Origin of the sequence: Pseudactinotalea sp. Z1732 (assembly GCF_049724975.1) — a bacterium.
Lineage (GTDB): Bacteria > Actinomycetota > Actinomycetes > Actinomycetales > Beutenbergiaceae > CALKWS01.
Map to the genome: position 1 here is coordinate 450586 of NZ_JBMPQC010000001.1, position 17843 is coordinate 468428.

General features: G+C 70.2%; 16 protein-coding genes. 8 read left to right on the forward strand and 8 right to left on the reverse strand.

Features of this window, described 5'->3' with window-relative positions:
* Nucleotides 1-29 precede the first annotated feature (29 nt).
* Nucleotides 30-1472, forward strand: a complete 1443-nt coding sequence (gene purB / locus ACPL7H_RS02130) for an adenylosuccinate lyase (protein ID WP_424795498.1) — start codon at nt 30-32, stop codon at nt 1470-1472.
* A gap of 96 nt (nt 1473-1568) precedes the next feature.
* On the opposite strand, the gene ACPL7H_RS02135 is transcribed toward purB, so the two are convergent.
* Nucleotides 1569-2651, reverse strand: coding sequence for a DUF2330 domain-containing protein (locus ACPL7H_RS02135; protein WP_424795499.1), 1083 nt, complete (start codon nt 2649-2651; stop codon nt 1569-1571).
* A 200-nt stretch (nt 2652-2851) separates the two neighbouring features.
* Here ACPL7H_RS02135 and ACPL7H_RS02140 point away from each other — a divergent pair, with 200 nt between their 5' ends.
* On the forward strand, nt 2852-3187 hold the full coding sequence (locus ACPL7H_RS02140) for a metal-sensitive transcriptional regulator (RefSeq protein ID WP_424788758.1): 336 nt from the start codon (nt 2852-2854) through the stop codon (nt 3185-3187).
* Between the two features lie 30 nt (nt 3188-3217).
* Here the strand turns inward: ACPL7H_RS02140 and glsA are convergent, their stop codons facing one another.
* Nucleotides 3218-4510 carry a glutaminase A gene (gene glsA, locus ACPL7H_RS02145; protein WP_424795500.1) on the reverse strand — a complete coding sequence of 431 codons (1293 nt, stop codon included), beginning with the start codon at nt 4508-4510 and terminating at the stop codon, nt 3218-3220.
* A gap of 145 nt (nt 4511-4655) precedes the next feature.
* Between glsA and ACPL7H_RS02150 the strand changes: the two genes are divergently transcribed.
* The 3 genes from ACPL7H_RS02150 (at nt 4656) to ACPL7H_RS02160 (ending at nt 9776) form a co-directional block, all read left to right on the forward strand.
* Nucleotides 4656-5423 carry a CPBP family intramembrane glutamic endopeptidase gene (locus ACPL7H_RS02150; RefSeq protein ID WP_424788760.1) on the forward strand — a complete coding sequence of 256 codons (768 nt, stop codon included), beginning with the start codon at nt 4656-4658 and terminating at the stop codon, nt 5421-5423.
* 41 nt (nt 5424-5464) lie between these two features.
* Nucleotides 5465-8371: a lysylphosphatidylglycerol synthase domain-containing protein gene (locus ACPL7H_RS02155; RefSeq protein ID WP_424795501.1), complete on the forward strand. Its 2907-nt coding sequence runs from the start codon at nt 5465-5467 to the stop codon at nt 8369-8371.
* Between the two features lie 109 nt (nt 8372-8480).
* The gene (locus ACPL7H_RS02160; protein WP_424795502.1) at nt 8481-9776 is read left to right on the forward strand and encodes a protein phosphatase 2C domain-containing protein; all 1296 of its coding nucleotides are present in this window, start codon (nt 8481-8483) and stop codon (nt 9774-9776) included.
* Nucleotides 9777-9828: 52 nt separating this feature from the next.
* Here ACPL7H_RS02160 and ACPL7H_RS02165 read toward each other — a convergent pair whose 3' ends face one another.
* On the reverse strand, nt 9829-10380 hold the full coding sequence (locus ACPL7H_RS02165) for a winged helix-turn-helix transcriptional regulator (protein ID WP_424795503.1): 552 nt from the start codon (nt 10378-10380) through the stop codon (nt 9829-9831).
* A gap of 67 nt (nt 10381-10447) precedes the next feature.
* Here ACPL7H_RS02165 and ACPL7H_RS02170 point away from each other — a divergent pair, with 67 nt between their 5' ends.
* Nucleotides 10448-11017, forward strand: a complete 570-nt coding sequence (locus ACPL7H_RS02170) for a dihydrofolate reductase family protein (RefSeq protein WP_424795504.1) — start codon at nt 10448-10450, stop codon at nt 11015-11017.
* 9 nt (nt 11018-11026) lie between these two features.
* On the opposite strand, the gene ACPL7H_RS02175 is transcribed toward ACPL7H_RS02170, so the two are convergent.
* On the reverse strand, nt 11027-12376 hold the full coding sequence (locus ACPL7H_RS02175) for an LssY C-terminal domain-containing protein (protein ID WP_424795505.1): 1350 nt from the start codon (nt 12374-12376) through the stop codon (nt 11027-11029).
* A gap of 150 nt (nt 12377-12526) precedes the next feature.
* Here ACPL7H_RS02175 and ACPL7H_RS02180 point away from each other — a divergent pair, with 150 nt between their 5' ends.
* Together ACPL7H_RS02180 and ACPL7H_RS02185 are read left to right on the forward strand one after the other, a co-directional pair.
* Complete coding sequence (locus ACPL7H_RS02180) at nt 12527-13135, forward strand: GNAT family N-acetyltransferase (RefSeq protein WP_424795506.1); 609 nt, start codon at nt 12527-12529, stop codon at nt 13133-13135.
* Nucleotides 13136-13177: 42 nt separating this feature from the next.
* On the forward strand, nt 13178-13501 hold the full coding sequence (locus tag ACPL7H_RS02185) for a hypothetical protein (protein WP_424795507.1): 324 nt from the start codon (nt 13178-13180) through the stop codon (nt 13499-13501).
* Between the two features lie 46 nt (nt 13502-13547).
* On the opposite strand, the gene ACPL7H_RS02190 is transcribed toward ACPL7H_RS02185, so the two are convergent.
* From ACPL7H_RS02190 to ACPL7H_RS02205, 4 genes are all read right to left on the reverse strand, one after another.
* Nucleotides 13548-14156, reverse strand: a complete 609-nt coding sequence (locus tag ACPL7H_RS02190; protein ID WP_424788768.1) for a hypothetical protein — start codon at nt 14154-14156, stop codon at nt 13548-13550.
* Nucleotides 14157-14286: 130 nt separating this feature from the next.
* Nucleotides 14287-15021 carry a ThuA domain-containing protein gene (locus ACPL7H_RS02195; protein ID WP_424795508.1) on the reverse strand — a complete coding sequence of 245 codons (735 nt, stop codon included), beginning with the start codon at nt 15019-15021 and terminating at the stop codon, nt 14287-14289.
* Nucleotides 15021-16172: a Gfo/Idh/MocA family protein gene (locus tag ACPL7H_RS02200; RefSeq protein ID WP_424795509.1), complete on the reverse strand. Its 1152-nt coding sequence runs from the start codon at nt 16170-16172 to the stop codon at nt 15021-15023. Before ACPL7H_RS02200 ends, ACPL7H_RS02195 begins: the two co-directional genes overlap by 1 nt.
* A 67-nt stretch (nt 16173-16239) precedes the next feature.
* Nucleotides 16240-17787: a gluconokinase gene (locus tag ACPL7H_RS02205; RefSeq protein ID WP_424795510.1), complete on the reverse strand. Its 1548-nt coding sequence runs from the start codon at nt 17785-17787 to the stop codon at nt 16240-16242.
* Nucleotides 17788-17843 lie beyond the last annotated feature (56 nt).

Sequence of the window (17843 nt, forward strand, 5' to 3'; positions counted from 1 at the left end):
GTCCACCGCCGTGCACCGCCTCTGGGAAGATGTGTCCCATGGACTTCTCCGTGCGACTGGCCGACCTGGAACCCTCGATCGCCCTCGGACCCCTGGACGGACGCTACCGTGCCGCCGCCGCCCCGTTGGTGGACCACCTGTCCGAAGCCGCACTGAACCGGGCCAGGGTGCACGTGGAGGTGGAGTGGTTGATCCACCTGAGCAGCGTCGGGGCCCTACCGGGGGCACCGCGCCTGAGCACGGCCGAAGTGGACTACCTGCGTGCCATCCCGGCCGGCTTCGGCGCTGCGGAGATCGCCGAGCTGGCCGGCATCGAGGCCGAGACCCGTCACGATGTCAAGGCGGTGGAGTACTTCCTCAAGCGGCGCCTGGCCGCCTCCCCGGAGCACCTGGGACCGGAGACGGTTCTCCCGGACACCAGCGAGATCGTGCACATCTTCTGCACCAGCGAGGACATCAACAACCTCGCCTATGCCCTCACCGTGCGCAGCGCGATCAGGGCGGTGTGGCTGCCCGCCGCGCGCCAGGTGACCGACGACCTTGCGCAGATGGCCCGTGAGCACGCCGAGGTGCCGATGCTGGCCCGCACCCATGGACAGGCCGCCACCCCGGTGACCCTCGGGAAGGAGCTGGCCGTGCTGGCCCACCGGTTGCGCCGCCAACTGCGCCGCGTGGACTCCGCGCAGTACCTGGGCAAGATCAACGGCGCCACCGGCACCTACGGCGCCCACGTCATCTCGGTGCCTCAGACCGACTGGGAGCAGGTGGCTAAGACGTTCGTGGAGCACCTGGGCCTGACCTGGAACCCGCTGACGACACAGATCGAAAGCCACGACTGGCAGGCCGAACTCTATGGCGACATCGCCCGGTTCAACCGGGTCCTGCACAACCTGGCCACCGACGTCTGGACGTACATCTCGCTGGGCTACTTCACCCAGCGCCTCTCCGCCCAGGGCTCCACCGGATCCTCCACGATGCCGCACAAGGTGAACCCGATCCGGTTCGAGAACGCCGAAGCGAACCTGGAAGTCTCTTGCGCGCTGTTGGACACCCTGTCTGCGACCCTGGTCACCTCCCGGCTGCAGCGGGACCTGACCGATTCCACTACCCAGCGCAACATCGGGGTGGGGCTGGGGCACTCGGTGCTCGCGCTGGACAACGTGCGCCGCGGCCTGGCCGGGTTGGACGTATCGGCCGAGGCCATGGCGCAGGACCTGGACGGCAACTGGGAGGTGCTTGGCGAGGCGGTGCAGTCGGCGATGCGGGCCGCCTCGGTGGCCGGTGCCCAGGGCATGGCCGACCCGTACGAGCGCCTGAAGGAACTGACGCGGGGTCGGCGGGTGGACGGTGGGGCGATGCGGGCCTTCATCGCCGACCTCGGTCTGCCCGAGGAGGTCCGGTCCCGGTTGCTGGACCTCACCCCCGCCACCTACACCGGTCTGGCCGCGCAACTGGTCGCGCACCTGGAATGAGTGCGCAGTTGTCGCACACCTGGAGCGGGCGCTCAGTTGCTCCGCACGGGCCCAGCAGGGCCAGGCGGACCCAGCAGGACCGGACGGGGCCGCCGGTCAGGTCTCGACGGGGGCGGGGGTCTCGGTAGGGCAGGTCGATGCCCGCTGCGGGACGGGGCTGGCGGAGCGTCGTCGCCACCACACCAGGCCCAAGCCCCCCACAACCAGCACGAACAGCCCGGCACCGAGGGCGAGTGGCCCGGCGGGCAGCCCGGCGATGAGCAGCAGCCGCTCCTCGACCACCACCTCCCGGTGGTCGCCCCCGTTGCTGGAGCGCTCGAACACGAAGTCGGAGACCACCTGCGCGCCCGGGGAGTAGAACGACTGGTCCACCACGGTCAGGTACGGTCCGGCCTCGAGCAGTTCGGACAGGGTGCCGTTGGTCACGGCGGCCGGGTCCGGGGAGCCGGCGAAGCGCAGGTTCACGGTGGTGCTCTGGGCGCTGGCGTCGGCGCGTGTCATGCGCTGGTCGGCGAAGACGTAGGTGCGCACGTGCTGGGGGGTGGTTGCTGCGGCGGACATCCGCATCGGATAGACCACCGAGGAGGAGTCGAAGGTGATGTCCAGCGGAGGCAGTTGCCCGGAGAGGCTCTGATCCGCCGTCATCCGCACCGCCACGTAGTACCAGCCCTCACTCACGTACGGTGCCACCGCGGCGGCGAGAGCGTCGTCCATGACGTACTCGTGCTCGGCCAGCCACCGGGCCAGTTCGTCGGGATCGGAGGCACTGAGCACGCTGGCCTCCACCGGGCCCAGATCCACCTGCTCCAGCACCGCCACGTCGGAGCCGGACGTCGGACTGCCATCGCCCTCATCCGAGCGCGGCCACCAGTAGTAACTCACCTCCACCTCCGGGGCGATGACCTCCTCCAGCGCCTCGAAGAGCCCTTCCTCGGCCAGTGCCACCTGCGCGGGGGCCGGGGTTGGCACCAGCAGCGCGGCCTCACCCGAGTTCGACAGCGCCGACAGCGACATCACGATCCGTTCGGTCTGGCCGTCCCAACTGATCGCGGCGACCTCGCGCTGCACCTGCACCTCGGCGTCCTCGGCGCTCACGAACGCCCCGCACGCACATGCCCGCGCCGCACCCGGCACCAGGACCAGCAGCGCCGCCAGCAGCATCGTGACGAGGGTCGTCACGACCACTCGTCGTAGCGGCGTCAGCGGTGGGCACATGCACGGTACGTTAAGCGCATTCCGCGAGGACGGAGCGGCCTGATACCGGATTGAGACCGCCGGTGGACCGATCGTGACCTTTCCGTAGCCGGAGGCGTGGCGAGGATCACGCGTGGTACCCTGTGGGGGTATACGCATTGCGCTGACCTGGAGGGATGTGCGTTATGACTCACACTGTCGAGACCTCGAACGCAGGCGCCGCAGCCGAACCCACGGCCCCGCACGGGTATGACGCGGAGAAGGACGCCTACCTCAGGCGGTTGCGCCGGGTCGAGGGCCAGGTCCGCGGGATCGCCCGGATGGTGGAGTCCGACACGTACTGCATCGACGTGCTGACCCAGATCTCCGCGGTGACCAGGGCGCTGCAGGCGGTGGGTCTTGGCCTGCTGGAGGACCACATGGAGCACTGCGTGGTCGACGCCGCGCGCTCATCCCCCGAAGAGGGCAAGGAGAAGGTGGCTGAGGCCACCGCCGCGATCGCCCGCATGGTGCGGTCCTGAGGGACCCGTCCGTACGGTATCGCCGGAGGTTCACTCGTTGATCAGATCGCCGGCCTCCGCCAGCATCTCCGGCACGTCGGCACCATCACCCGGTTCCTCCTCGGAGTAGGCGCCCAGGTACTCATCCGGGTCCACCAGGTACACGTCCCTGTCCTGCTGGCTCATCAGGCGCCGGAGCACCTCCCGGACGATCCGGCGTGCGACGTCGTCGAACCCCCCGGCCCGGGACACGTCGATCATCACCCGGGACGTCTGCGGCGGATTGTCGATGAACTCCCGCGCGATCAGTTCCGCCCCGGCAAAGCGGATGTCGCCCTGGATCTCATACACGCTCACCTGGCCCGCCCCATCGGCGAGGTCGGCCACGTAGGCCTCCGACATCACCCCCGAGGTGGCCTTGGGTCCGGACATGATGTGCAGTCCCATGTCCGCGGAGAGTCGTTCGAAGGTGACCACGCCGCGCACGCTGTTCCCGTGCTTGTCCAGCGGCGGGGAGTACACCGCGATGCCCACCTGGCCCGGTAGCACGCCCAGGATCGCCCCCGAGACCCCGCTCTTGGCCGGGATGCCCACCGAGGTGACCCAGTCGCCGGCGGAGTCGTACATGCCGCAGGTGAGCATCACGCTCAGCGTCTGGCGCGCCGCCCCGGGCTCGACCACGTGTGCGTGCGTCACGGGGTTCACCCCTCCGTTGGCCAGGGTCGCGGCCATCACCGCCAGATCGTCCACGGTCACCGAGACCGAGCACTGGGCGCTGTAGCCGTCGACCACCTCACCGGGGTCGCCACCGATGATCTCGGCATTGCGCAGCAGGTAGGCGATGGCCCGGTTGCGGAAGGCGGTCTTCAGTTCGGAGTCCAGCACGTCCCCGTTCAGTTCCAGGTCCCGCCCGGCCACGGCGCTGTAGAAGTCCAGGACCCGCTGCCGGCGGTGCGCAGCATCGGAGCCGTGCACCAGCGCGTAGGTGGCCAGCGCTCCGGCATTGATCATCGGGTTGCGGGGGCGGCCGGAGTCCGGCTCCAGGGAGATCTCGTTGTAGGCCTCCCCGCTCGGCTCCACGTCCACCTTCTCCAGGACCCCCTCCAAGCCCTGGTCGTGCAACGCCAACGCATAGGTGAACGGCTTGGCGATCGACTGCATCGTGAACTCCGTCCCGGCATCGCCCACGTGGTAGAGATGCCCGTCCACCGTGCACACCGCCAACGCATACAGCGACGGATCCACTTCCGACAGTTGCGGGATGTAGTCGGCCACGTGCCCGACGGCGATATCGGCACACTCGTTCAGTACCTCGTCCAAGTAATCTGATACCGGCGATTTCATCCCGCCATCGTCGCACGCACCGGCACCACCGGCAGGTCCGGGCATCGAGCACCCGCACCCGAAGCCCGGGCACCCCCGCTCTGCGATCACGGCGGAGCCGCCGCTCGCGCACGGGCCCCTCTCATCGATGCGCTATAACGACCCCATGAGCACACCAGTCACCCAGCGGCGCCGGCTCGGCCTCGAGGTGTGGATCGTGATGGGACTGTCGCTGGGACGCTCGGCGGTGTACGCGGTGGTCAACATCATCGACCGGGTGAGCCGTGGGCCGCTGGGGGAGCAGACCGCCACGCTGAACCCCTCCCAGTCGGTGCGGCCTTATCTGGACCTGACCTACCAGATGCTCTCCCTGACCTTCGCCCTGGTACCCGTCGCGCTGGCGCTGTACCTCCTCAGCGCCCACGGGCGTAGCGCGGTGCGCCGCATCGGACTCGACCTGCGTGAACCGGGTAAGGACGTGGCCTGGGGCCTGGGCCTGGGCGCACTCATCGGCATCCCCGGCCTGGGCCTGTACGTTGCCGGGCGTGCGCTGGGTGTCACAGTGGCCGTACAGGCCTCGGCCCTGGCGGAGTACTGGTGGACCATCCCGGTGCTCATCCTCGCCGCGCTCAAGAACGGACTGCTGGAGGAGGTGCTGGTGGTGGGTTACCTCGTGGAACGGCTGGAGGAACTGGGCTGGCGGGTCTGGGCGGTGCTGGTCACCTCGGCGTTGATCCGGGCCGGATACCACCTGTATCAGGGCTGGGGCCCGTTCGTGGGCAACGCGATCATGGGCCTGATCTTCACCTGGTTCTACCTGCGCAGGCGGCGGGTGATGCCGCTGGTGATCGCCCACACGCTGCTGGATGTGGTGGCCTTCGTGGGGTATGCCTACCTACCCGCACAATGGCTGGACACCCTGGGTGTGGGCTGAGCAGCCACAATGCGATAGACCCACCTCCTACTATCGACACCATGAGTTCACCCCGCCGGCCCGGGCCTGTCGAAGCCCGGGAGGGCTTTCGCCCCGCGAGGGCGGCGCAGGCCGATGGCACCGACGCGCCCGGTGGCCCGGAGGATGACGACGAGTGGCACCGGTCGGCAGGGCCCTCCGCCGGCCTCGGGGCCGCAGACGCCGCGGACCACGGATCCGGTGCGGCGGACTCAGCCGCCTCGGCCGGTGTGGCGGCGAGCCTGACGGCGGAGGGTGCCTCGACGGAACCGGATGAACAGACCGAGCACCGCGAGGTCGCCGGTGAGCCCGGCGAGCAGCCACCCGGCCAGGGCCCGCGTACCGTGCAGGTACTGGACCTGCCCAGCGAGCGGGTGCGCCGACCGGCCGACCTGCTGCACCTGATCGCCTCCGCGATCGGCATCGCCGTGGTCCTCATCCTGTCGGTCTACGCCCACTCCACCACCGCCGGAGTCACCCAGGACGTCCAGTCCGCCCTGGCCCAGACGGTCCGTAGCCTGTTACTGGTCCCGGTCACGGTGATCGAGGGTTTCCTGATCCTGGTGCTGCCAGTGATGGTGATCGTCACCCAGGTGCTGCGCCGCAACCTGCGGGGCGTCGGTGAGGCCGTCGTGGCCTCGGCGGCCGCCTACCTGCTGGCGATCGCGGCGATGTGGGCGGTCAACGAGTTCGCCGCCGGCACCGATGCTGCCCGGGCGCTACTGCGCTGGCGTGGCGGGGAGTGGATCATCACCATCACGCCCACGGTGACCGCCCTGGCCGGGCTGCTCACCGCCGTCGGGCGCCGCGGGCGGTTGCCCGTGGTCGGCCTCTCGTGGAACCTGCTGTGGATCGCCCTGGGTATCTCGGTGATCACCGGTGACACCACCCTGGTCGGGGCGATCGTCACGGTTCTGCTGGGCCGGATCGCCGGCATGGCCATGCGGTACGGATCCGGGGTACGCAGCGACCGCGCCCACGGCGCCGACCTGGTGCAGGGAGTCCGGCGCACCGGGATCGAGCCGCTGGCGCTGGTACGGCTCGGGGACAACGCGCAGCATCCCGACCTGCAGCCTCAGACGGTCATGATCGACGACAGGGGCCGGTCGGTCGCCAGCCCGGTGCGCGCGCAGGCTTCCGTCCGCGCGGACCCCGCCACGCCCGGGGAGGTGCCACCGGGCCGCAGTCAGCGCGCCCGCATGCTGTCCCGGTTCCGTGCCGGACAGCCGGTTCCGGCGGCGGCGACGGTGGCCACCGAACGGGATGGGCGCAACCGGGTTTACGCCGTCATCGCGGTGGACGGCACCCGATGGGACGTGGTGGTGCTCGACGACGACCGCCAGGTGATCGGCATGCTCGCCTCGGTCTGGACCGCCCTGCGCCTGCGCGGGCTGGCGCGGCGTACCGCGGTCTCGCTGCGCCAGGCCACCGAGCGCGCCGCGTTGATGCACTACGCCGCGACCGCCGCCGGCGTGCGGAGTCCGAAACTGCGCGGTATCGCCAAGGCCGCGGAGTCCACGCTGCTGGTGGGTGAGCACATCAGTGGTGCCCGCAGCGCCCACGACCTGTCCCCCGGCTCCCTCACCCGGGAGGAGATGGCGCGCGCCTGGGAGCAGCTGGCCACCGCCCACCATGCCGGGATCGCCCACCGCAACCTCTCGGTGGAGACCGTGCTGATCGGGACCAGCGAGGATGATGCGGGTCAGGTGTGGCTGACCGAGTGGGAGCAGGGCGAGATCGCTGCCTCTGCACTGGCCCAGCGAGTGGACCGGGCCCAGTTGCTCACCGCGTTCGCCCTGCACACCGACGTCACCACCGCCATCGAGGGTGCGCGACAGGTGCTGAGCGCCGAGGAACTGGCCGAACTGGCCCCGTTGCTGCAGCCGGTGGCCTTCCCGCCGATCACCCGCACCGCTGCGCGTTCGGACAAGCCCACCATGGACGCCCTACGCGCTGCGCTGCTGTCCTACCTGCCCGAGGGGGCGGGGGCCGAACCGATCCGGCTGAACCGCTTCTCGGCCCGCACCGTGGTGACGCTCACCGTCCTGGTGGTGGCGCTGTGGATCCTGGTGACCACCCTGAACTTCGACCAGGTCCGCGAGGTGGTGGCCGGGGCCAACCCGGCGTGGATGCTCATCGCGTTCGGCCTGGGCCTGGTCAGTTACCTGGGTGGCGCGCTGGCGCTGGTGGCGTTCTGCCCGGAGCGCCTGGGCCTGTGGCGCACCATTTTGGTCCAGGTGGCCGCCTCGGTGCTGACCTTGGTCACGCCGGCCGGTCTGGGTCCGGCTGCGCTGAGCGTGAGGTTCATGCAGCGCCGCGGGGTTCGTACCTCGTTGGCCCTGGCCACGGTGGGGCTGGTGCAGCTGGCCCAGTTCGTCACCACAGTGCTGCTGCTGGTGGTCCTGGCTCTGGCCCTGGGCACCGCTGGGCCGCTGCGGCAACTGCCCTCCCTGGTGGTGGTGATCACCCTGGCCGTGGTGGCCGCAGTGGCCGGGACCGTGCTGCTGGTGCCGCGGGTCAGGGCATGGTTGGCACGCCGGGTGCTCCCCACCTGGCGGCAGATCTGGCCCCGGCTGGTGTGGGTGATCGGGCAGCCGCAGCGGCTGGTGCTGGGCTTGGCGGGCGGACTCCTGGTCACCGCAGGCTTCCTGGCTGCGTTCGTGGCCACCCTGATCGCGCTGGGCCAGTCGGTTCCGATCACCACCTTGACGATCGTGTACCTGACCGGGAACACGATCGGTTCGGCCGCCCCCACCCCGGGCGGGATGGGAACGGTGGAGTTGGCCCTGTCCGCCGGTCTGCGCACGGTGGGCCTGGCCACGGCGGCGGCCGCTTCGGCCGCGGTGCTGTTCCGGGTGCTCACCTTCTGGCTGCGGGTTCCGCTGGGCTGGGCGGCCTGGCGGTACCTGCAGCGCAAGGAGGATCTGTAAGCGTGAGTGACCTGCGCTGCACCTACCGGGCCCGCGGCAACGATAGGGTGGTCACAGAATGGCGACCCGCCGGCGAAGGCGGACCGACACGACCGGCGAGGCGGTGCACATGACGGTGAGGTTCCGTGCTGCGGCCGGCACTCACCTGGGCACCGTGCGGATGAACAACGAGGACTCCGCCGTCGTCTCCGACCAGTTGCTGATCCTCGCCGACGGCATGGGCGGGCACGCCGCCGGGGAGATCGCCTCGGTGCTGGCGGTGCGCGTGTTCAGTGAGGTGGACCACGGCCCGCGAGCGGACCTGGACACCGCGGTGCTCGAGGCCGGCCGCCGGGCTCGCCGGGCACTGGTGGCGATGTCCGACGCAGACCCGATGCTGGAGTCGCTGGGGACCACCCTGATCGCGGTGGTCACCGATGGATCCAGGGTGCTGATCGGCCACATCGGCGACTCGCGGGTGTACGTGCTCCGCGATGGCTCGATGTACCAGATCACCACCGATCACACCCACGTGCAGCGACTGGTCGAGCAGGGTCAGCTGAGCCCGGACAAGGCCCGCACCCACCCCTACCGGGCGATGCTGTTGAAGTCGCTCGACGACCACTCCCCCGGTCCGGACCTGGACCTGATCGAGGTGAGCCTGGAACCCGGGGACCGGCTGCTGCTGTGCAGCGACGGGCTCTCGGACTATCTCTCCGCCGAACAGATCGGCCGGGCCCTGGCCACCGAGGCGCGCAGCGAGGCGGTGGAGGCGCTCATCGACGCCGCGCTGCGCGCCTCCACCCGGGACAATGTCACCGTGGTGGTGGCCGACGTGGACTCCGGGGCGGAACCCGGCCGCACCGGCGATCGCGGGGACGAGGACGCCAACGCCGGCGTGGTCGCGGTGCCGCTGACCGAGCCCGGCCACTTCGGTGCGGTGGTGGACGGGATCCGCCTGTCCCAGGAGGCTGCCGACGCCCTCGCCGCGGCACTACCCGGCTTCGAACTGGACCCCCACGAGCCGTGGCGCGGATCGGCTCTGCTGCGCGAATCCGCTCCGGTGGGAACTGCTCGCGGCACCGACGGTCCGGCCGTGGGTAGCGCCGACAGCCCCGGTGCCGTCGGTACACCCGACGATGACGCTCCCGACCCGGCCGGGAGCGCGCCGGCCGCTGTCGGCGCTACCGGGGACAGCGAATCCAGTGCCGAGCAACCCGGCATCGCTGCCTCCAACAGCGCTGCGGGGCGGGGCAGCAGTGAGACCGCGAGCGACGACGACACCACCGCCGGCGACACCGCCCCCCGAGAGGCTGATTCCCCGCAGGACGCTGCGCCGGCGAAGCCGTCGGTGCTGCCCGGGGTTCTGTCCGGGATATTCAGCCTGGCGGTTCTGGTGCTGCTGGCCTACTTCCTGTTCGGTTGAGCCGGCTCGGGTGCGCCTCAGCCCCCTCAGGCACCTCTCGACATCCCGGAGCTCAGTTGCCGCTCGGACCGGCCGAAGCAGCCCGCACCCGGGCATAGGCACGGGTCAACTCCCCCAGCACGCCGTCGTCGGGCATCGCTGTTCCGTGCAGATGGGAACCGCGTAGTTCGTCCATGAAGCGCCCCCACATCGGGGGACCGCCCTCGGCGAGCAACTGCGCGCGGATGGACAACTCCGGGGTGGTGGGCAGCCAGCGCGCGCTCCAGGCCCCCATGTGGGCGATCAGCGGGACCAATTGGATCGCGGCCTCGGTGAGGCGGTAGTCCACCTTCTGCCGATGGCTCGGGTCGTCGTGCCGGGTGAGCAGGCCGGCCTCGGTGAGTTTGCTCAGGCGCGCGGCCAGGATGTTCGAGGCGATGCCCTCCACCGAGTTGGTCAGCAACTCCCGGAACCGGCGGTTGCCGCTGAAGATGATGTCGCGAAGCACCACCATCGACCACTTGTCGCCCAGCAGTTCTGTGGTCATGTTGATCGGGCAGCCGGAGCGGCCGGCGGGCACGGGAAGCACGTCGCCGGTTCCGGTCCCGATTTCCGATTGCGTCACGCAGTCAGATTACGATAGATTCTCACCGGTTGCATATCGCAATCAGAGCGCACAGGGAGGACCTCCGATGGCACAACTGATCTACTCGATGATCACCTCCCTGGACGGCTACGTCGCCGACGCCGACGGTGACTTCGGTTCGTGGGCCCAGCCCGATGAGGAGGTGCTGGCCGCCCTCAACGACGACATCGCCCGGGTCGGCACGTACCTGTACGGACGGCGCATGTACGAGTTGATGGCGGTCTGGGAGAATGACCCCTCCCTCACCGCAGACTCGCCGGCGTCGGAGGACTTCGCCCGCCTCTGGCAGCAGGCGGACAAGGTCGTCTACTCCACCTCGCTGACCCAGCCGGTCACTGAACGAACCCGGGTGCACGGCGTCTTCGACCCGGAGCAGGTCCGGACACTGAAGGAGTCCAGTTCGGCGGATCTGACCATCGACGGCCCCACCCTGGCTTCGGCCGGGCTGGAGCACGGCCTGGTTGATGAGATCAGCATGTACATCTGCCCGGTCAGCCTCGGCGGTGGCCTGGCCTTCCTGCCCCGCCAGCGACTGGATCTGCGGCTCCTGGAGCAGCGCCGGTTCGGCAACGGGGTGGTCCGGTTGCGCTACGCCGTCGGCAACGGTTCGCGCTGACGCGGGCGCTCAGGTGAGCGCGGGTTCACCTTGCTTGCGCCGCGAACCCAGGGTGTAGACCCGGGCGGTGCTGCCGGACAGAGTGATCAGCACCAGGATCTCCACGGCATTACCGAACAGGTTCAGCGCGAGCGCCTGCTCGGGCGCACCGGTCAGCCACAGCGTGGCCCACCCGATCACGCTGGCCGCGCTCATCACCAGCACCACGATGCGCGCCCAGTTGTGCCGCAGCGCCACGAGGACTCCCAGCACCAGGTAGGCCAGCAGGAAGGCTCCCACCAGCCAGAGCACGTTACGGGTCGTCCAGTCCCACGGCAGCAGCGGGGCGAGGACGTCCTGGTAGATCACCTCGGCCTCGCCGGTCCGCATCGCCTGCACCAGTGACCACACCCCGACCGCCACCCGCGCCGCGATCGTGGCCAGGACGAACGCGACCGTCAGCGGCACCGCGCGCGGAGACATCGCCTCCTTCTGCTCGGCGGCGATACGAGCCCGCATCTGCGGGCTCGGGTCCGCGCTGTCGCGCAGGTCCACGATCGGCAGGTCCCCGTCGGTGCGGATCCGGTCCCCACCCCCGTTGCGGTGGTGGTACCCGGAGGAGAAGTTGCGCAGCCAGCGCACGCCGACCCCGGCGTTCCCCGCCTCCGGGGCGGTCAGGGTGGCCAGGATGTGGTCGCGTTCGGCGTCCACCTCGGCGTCGATGCGGTGGGTGACCTGCAGGGTGAACCAATTCAGGCCGACCGCGGTGTCATAGGTGCCGGCGGCCAGCCAGTCCACCTTGCGTCCGCCGGGCAGGCGCCATCCCGGCGGGCAGGGCCAGAACCGAACGTGGTGACGCTTCTTCGGGTTGCCCTCCACCTCCTGCTGGTAGGTGAAGGCCATCCGGCGCCCGAACAGGTACAGCGGGCTCACCGGTGCGTCGGGGTAGGAGCGGCGCAGCAGCGTCGCGGTGACGATGCCCAGGCCGCTGCGCAGGTTCAACTCATCCGCGCGGTGCCAGCCGGCGTTGATCATCGCCTGGTGGATCTGCTCCTCGGTGCCGCGCAGACCGACGTTGATCGGGTCCCCCAGCAGGCCCTCCCGGGTGCGGGAGCGGCCGATGAAATAGTCCGGCACGTACAACCGGGTCAGCAGCCGGTGCACCCGGGGCAACAGGAAGTAGGTGATGAGCAGCCAGAACGGGATGAACGTCCACAGGTGGCGCCACCCGTCGGTGATGAACTGGTGCAGGAGCAGGAACGCCAGCCACGCCGCCGCGACGGCCGCCAGGAAGAAGAAGAACCCGTCCAGGGCGCGGACCGGATTCCGCTGGACCTCGGCGACCACATCGTGGGCCGCTTCGGTCAGGGTCCTGGGCATGTGGTCACGCTACCCGGCCGGGCGTGGGGCCACCCGCCCGGACGCGGCGACGGGCCGCCGGTCCGGTCACCACCGGCGGCGGAGCACCGGTGCGGCACTCCACCGCGATCCCCTGGATGGGTGCCACCCGGCTGATCTAGCCTCAACGCTGTGCCCGCAGCCTCACCCACACCCCCGATCCAGGGCCCACGCCTGCAGTTGCGGGATTGGCGGCCCGCAGATCTGCCCCGGCTGGCGGATCTGCTCGATCCCGCCCGGCCCTGGCACGCCACGAACGGCCCCTACTTCGGCACACCGACGAGGGCACAGACCCAGGAGGAGTTACGCCGGTTCTCCGCCCTGGCCGCAACCCCGCGCACCGGCCTGCCCACCCCACGCACCATGTTGGCCATCGAGGCCGGCGGGGTGCTCATCGGAGCGGTGACCTGGTACTGGGAGTCACAGGAGACCGACTGGCGCCGGATGGGCATCGTCATCCAGGACGAGGAGTTCTGGGGCCGGGGTCTGGGCACCGAGGCGATGGCGCTGTGGACCTCCTACCTGTTCGACAGCACCGACGCGCTCCGGTTGGACTTCGCCACCTACTCGGGCAACCCCGGCATGATCGCCATCGGCCTCACCCTGGGTTTCGTCGAGGAGGCACGGTTGCGCCAGGCCCGCCGGTGGGCCGGTGGCGTGCACGATTCGGTGGTCATGGGACTCCTGCGCGAGGAGTGGGAGCAGCGGCGCCGCACCTGGCCTACCGCCACCGGGACCTGACGGCGCTCGCTGTGCCAGGCTGGAGCGGTGAACCTCCTCGGCATGACTGTCCTCGGGATCGATGCCACAACTTTCGGCGTCTTCGTGATGGTCCTGGCCACTGCGTTGCTCGCGGGCTCCACCTTGTGGCTCACCAGGGCCAACCCGAACGATGAGTTGCCCTCCGGGTGGGGCAGGCCGCCGGTGTCGCCGATCGGGGCGATGGTCATGCGTGGCGCCGGGGCGGGGCTGGCGATCCTCGGAGTGGTCCTGGTGGCGCCCGGTATCGGGTGGACCGTGGTACTGGTCCTGGTGATGTTCCTGCCGTTGGGGATCATCAACGTGCGGCACAACTCCAAGGTGCGCGCCTCCGATCCGACACGATGAGTTGATTCGCGGTGAATTGGTTCGCACCGGGTACCCCTGGCGGATCTCACCCGGAGCCCACCGCGGTCGAGATGGCCAGGAGGATGATCACGGCGAGAACGAGGAGCAGGCTGAACGCCACGGTGTGGCGCCGGGACCAGGGCAGCATGGCGGCGTAACGGGGACGCAGATCCGCGACCCGCGTCGGCTCCTCGATCACCGTGCGGGCAACGCCGGCCCCCACCAACGGGGCCAGCACCGATTCCAGGTGGGCCGGTGGCCACATCGGGGTGGCCATGGTGAGCAGCCGCCGACCGTCCCGGCCGGCCAGCACGGTCCTCCACTCGGTGGCTTTGCTCCCGGGTAGGCGAAGGTTGAGTTGGACCACCTCGGCGACGTTCGCGGGGCCGAACCGTCGCATCCGGCCCAGTGCTGGGTGGTAGTGCACCTCCTGGCCGTGGACCTCGAACCGGGCCCGCCGCCAGGACAGCACCAACAGGACCAGCGCCACAGCCGCGAGGACCCCGAGCCCTCCGGTCGTCACGATGCCCCAGCCAGTCACGTGAAAGAACACGATCATCGCCACCGCACCGACCCAGGAGAGCAGGCCGGTCAGCAGGTGCCCCCGGTGCGGGCGCAGCACACCACCGAACGGAGCCGGCCGCGCCGGGTCCACGTGGCCAGGGCCGGTGTAGGCGGGGATCCCCGGTACCGGAGCCGGTGGACGGTCAGGGCCGGGCAGGCTGTACGCGTCCGGCGGGCGCCCCGTGTCGGGCAGTCGGTACGGGTCCGGTGAGCGGTGCCGGTCAGGCACGATCGGCCTGGAACACCGCCGGTAGTTCCCGGGTCACCCGCGGGCGCGCCCAGACCACCCCGTTGGCGATGATCCGGCGGATCTCGTCCTGGTAGTACACCGGGTACTCCTGATCGCCGGAGCGGAAGTAGAACACCCGGCCGTGCCCGCGACGCCAGCAGCATCCGGACCGGAACACCTCGCCGCCGGAGAAGTTGGAGATGAACACCAACTCATCCGGGGTGGGCACATCGAAGTACTCCCCGTACATCTCATCGGCGGGTACCCGCACCGGCTGGGGCAGGCCCGCGGCGATCGGGTGGGTGGGGTCGACGGTCCAGATCAGTTCCTGGTCGTCGGCACTGCGCCAGCGCAGGTTGGCGGTGGTGCCCATGAGCTTGCGGAAGATCTTGGCGTGGTGGGCCGAGTGCAGCGCCACCAGGCCCATCCCGGAGAGCACGTGCTGGTACACCCGCTCGACCACGTCATCGGCGACCTCCTCGTGGGCGGCGTGGCCCCACCAGGTGAGCACGTCGGTGGCGGCCAGTACCTCCTCGCTCAAGCCGTGCTCGGGTTCATCCAGGGTGGCGGTGCGCACCTGTGCGCCCGCACCCACGTGCTCGGTGACGGCTTGGGCCACGACGGTGTGCATGCCGTCGGGGTAGATCTTCGCCACCGAGGCGTCGGTGCGTTCGTGCCGGTTCTCCCCCCAGACGGTGACGCGAAGGGGTCGGGTGGGTGTGCTCATCAGGTCTCCTGGATAGGCGATGTCCTCGAGGCCGCGGCGGTTGCCGGCACGGCGCTACCCAGCCCCACTTCGGTGCCGGTACCGGCCGAGGCGTAGCAGGCATCGAGCACCCGGGCCCGGTGTAGTGCGTCCCGGCCGGTGTACTGCCGGTGCGCCCCGGAACGGACCTTGGCCAGGAAGCCGGTCACCGCCGCCGCGTGGCGCCCATGCGGGCCCACGTGCGGGGCGAGTTCGGCCGGCACCCCGGACACCTCGGTCCACACGTTCAACCGCTCGTAGGGATCGCGCCCAGTGCCACCCCACTCGATGCTGGCCCCGCCTTCGGAGCCGTAGAGCATCACGTAGCACTGGTCATACGGGATCCACTGCGCCCAGCTGGATTCCAGCAGTAACGTGGCCCCTCCGTCCAGGCGCAGGAACGCCGTGGCCAAGTCCTCCACCTCGAACGGGCTGCCCTCCTCCAGTTCGCTCACCCCGAAGCCGGAACCGCCCCGCCCCAGCGGCCCGAACTCGGCGTGCGTGGCCGCCGAGGCCGTGATCACCTCCGGTTCACCCATCAGGTGCAACGTCATGTCCAGCATGTGTACGCCGATGTCCATCAACGCCCCACCACCGGCCCGTTCGTTCTTGGTGAACCAGGTGCCCAGTCCCGGGATCCCGGCGCGCCGCAACCACCCCGTCTTGGCGTAGTAGATGCGCCCGAGCACCCCGGAGTCGATCACCTGTTTCAGCGCCTGCACCTCACCGCGCTGGCGGTGGTTGAACGCTACGTCCAGCACCCGCCCGGCCTGCTCGGCGGCCCGCACCATCCGCTCGGCCGCCTCGGCGTGCTCGGCCATCGGCTTCTCGCACAGCACGTGGATCCCGGACTGCAACGCGCTGATGGTCATCGGGGCGTGCAGGAAGGTGGGCGTGGCGATGCTGAGCACGTCCAGGTCGGCGTCGAGGAGTTCCCGCCAGTCGGTGGTGCGGATCGGCACCTGGTGCGCTTCACCGTACTCGGCGAGCAGGTGCTCCTCCTGCGCGGCCAGGGCCACCAGATTCACACCGGGGGTCTCGGCGTAGGCGGCCACGTGCTGCTGCCCCGCCCAGCCCAGGCCGATCACACCTGCCCGCAGCGGTGGTACCCGGGCGTCGTCGTCAGTCGTCATGATCCGATCCTGCCATCGATCAGCGATCGTACCGCGCCGGGAGACGCCGGCTCACGGCGCCACCGGTTCACCCCACCGGACCGGCGATGAGCGCCTCGTAGGCCACCTCGAACCGGGCCTTGCGCCGGGCGTAGTAGTCCGCCCGGGCCGGGTCGGGCCGGTAGTGGGAACCGGTCTGGGCGCGGCTGCGCTCCACCCCCGGGGCCAGGTGCTCCAGCGCGAGGAGCGCGGTGCCGCGCAGGGTGGACCGCTTGTGCCGCACGTGCACCACTTCGGTGCCCAGTACGTCGGCCAGGATCTGCAGCCAACCGGGCAGCCCCTTGGCCATCCCACCGCCCACAGCGATCCGGTCCGGCGGGCCGGTGACCGTGCGCAACTGCTCGGCGATCCGGCCCAGCGATAGCGCGGTGGCCTCCATCGCGCCGCGGTAGATCTGATCGGCGGTGGTGGCCGCGCCCAGGTCCAGGATGTGCGCCCGGGCCCCGGTGGCCCACCCGGTGGAGCGCTCCCCGCTGAGGAACGGCAGCATCAGTGGTGTGCCCTCACCGGGTTCGGCGGACAGCACCGCATCCAGGACGGCACCGTCAGCGCGTCCACCGGCATTCGCCGTCGGACCTCCGACCCGCAGGATGCTCTCGGCCCAGCTGGACACCCGGCCCACGTCGCTCACCGCACCGCCGAGCAGGGTGTGCTCGGTGCTGATGCGGTAGGACCACAGTCCGCTCGGTAACCGCCCGGCCGCGGTGGGCACGATGGTGCGCATCGCCCCCGAGGTCGCCGCCGATACCCCCACCACACCGGGTGTGGCCGCATCGGCTCCGAGGTTGGCGGCCAGCCCGTCCCCGATCACCGGGTACCAGTCCGCCTCCGCCAGCGCCGGCCAGCGCCGGGCCAGAGCGGTCGCGGCGGCGCTTCCCGGCAGCGGCCGGATCGGCTCGTCCGGCTCGTGCACCGGGCTGAGTTGATCGGCGGTGATCCGGGCCGCCGCCAGGATCTCCTCGTCCCAGGTGCCGGCTACGCGGTCCAGCATCCCGGACCACGACGCCGCCGCACTGCCCACCGCCGTGGTCCCCAGCAGGTGCAGGTAGACGTACTCCCCCAGCGTCAGCCACCGGGTGGCGGCGGTGAACATCTGCGGGTGGTCCTGTGCCAGCCACCGCAGCCGCGCCGGCGTGTAGGAGGTGTGCAACCGGGTGCCGGTGCGCTGGTGAACCTGTTCCTCGTCCAACTCCCGGCGCAGGTCCAGCACCTGCTCATGGCAACGGGTGTCGGCGTAGGTGAAGCACGGGGTGACCGCCGCGCCGGCAGCATCCACTCCCACCAGGGAGGAGGAGAAGGTGTCGATCGCGACCCCGGCGACGCTCTGGCCCGCGGGCAGTTCGGCGAGGATGTCATCGGTGATCCCGGCGATCTCGGCCACCACCTCATCGGCATCGATCACCGCGGTCCCGGAGGCGTCGGTGATGAAGGCGTGGCCGGACTTGCCACGCAGGCCGGCAACTTCGGTGCCGGTGGCATCGAACACACCCCCGCGGGTGCCGGAAGAGCCGACGTCGAACGCCAGGACCAGAGGCGCAACCACCTCGACGGTGTCCTCCGCCACACTCGTATCCACGATCACTCCTTATCCGGTGATGTACCTCGGCGCAAGCAACGATAGAGTCTGATGCT

Excerpts from the sequence above, each read along its gene's own strand:
- ACPL7H_RS02155 (WP_424795501.1), top strand. The coding sequence starts at position 5,465 with ATGAGTTCACCCCGCCGGCCCGGGCCTGTCGAAGCCCGGGAGGGCTTT.
- purB (WP_424795498.1), top strand. The coding sequence starts at position 30 with ATGTGTCCCATGGACTTCTCCGTGCGACTGGCCGACCTGGAACCCTCG.
- ACPL7H_RS02140 (WP_424788758.1), top strand. The coding sequence starts at position 2,852 with ATGACTCACACTGTCGAGACCTCGAACGCAGGCGCCGCAGCCGAACCC.
- ACPL7H_RS02200 (WP_424795509.1), bottom strand. The coding sequence starts at position 16,172 with ATGACGACTGACGACGACGCCCGGGTACCACCGCTGCGGGCAGGTGTG.
- glsA (WP_424795500.1), bottom strand. The coding sequence starts at position 4,510 with ATGAAATCGCCGGTATCAGATTACTTGGACGAGGTACTGAACGAGTGT.
- ACPL7H_RS02170 (WP_424795504.1), top strand. The coding sequence starts at position 10,448 with ATGGCACAACTGATCTACTCGATGATCACCTCCCTGGACGGCTACGTC.
- ACPL7H_RS02195 (WP_424795508.1), bottom strand. The coding sequence starts at position 15,021 with ATGAGCACACCCACCCGACCCCTTCGCGTCACCGTCTGGGGGGAGAAC.
- ACPL7H_RS02175 (WP_424795505.1), bottom strand. The coding sequence starts at position 12,376 with ATGCCCAGGACCCTGACCGAAGCGGCCCACGATGTGGTCGCCGAGGTC.
- ACPL7H_RS02160 (WP_424795502.1), top strand. The coding sequence starts at position 8,481 with ATGACGGTGAGGTTCCGTGCTGCGGCCGGCACTCACCTGGGCACCGTG.
- ACPL7H_RS02185 (WP_424795507.1), top strand. The coding sequence starts at position 13,178 with ATGACTGTCCTCGGGATCGATGCCACAACTTTCGGCGTCTTCGTGATG.
- ACPL7H_RS02150 (WP_424788760.1), top strand. The coding sequence starts at position 4,656 with ATGAGCACACCAGTCACCCAGCGGCGCCGGCTCGGCCTCGAGGTGTGG.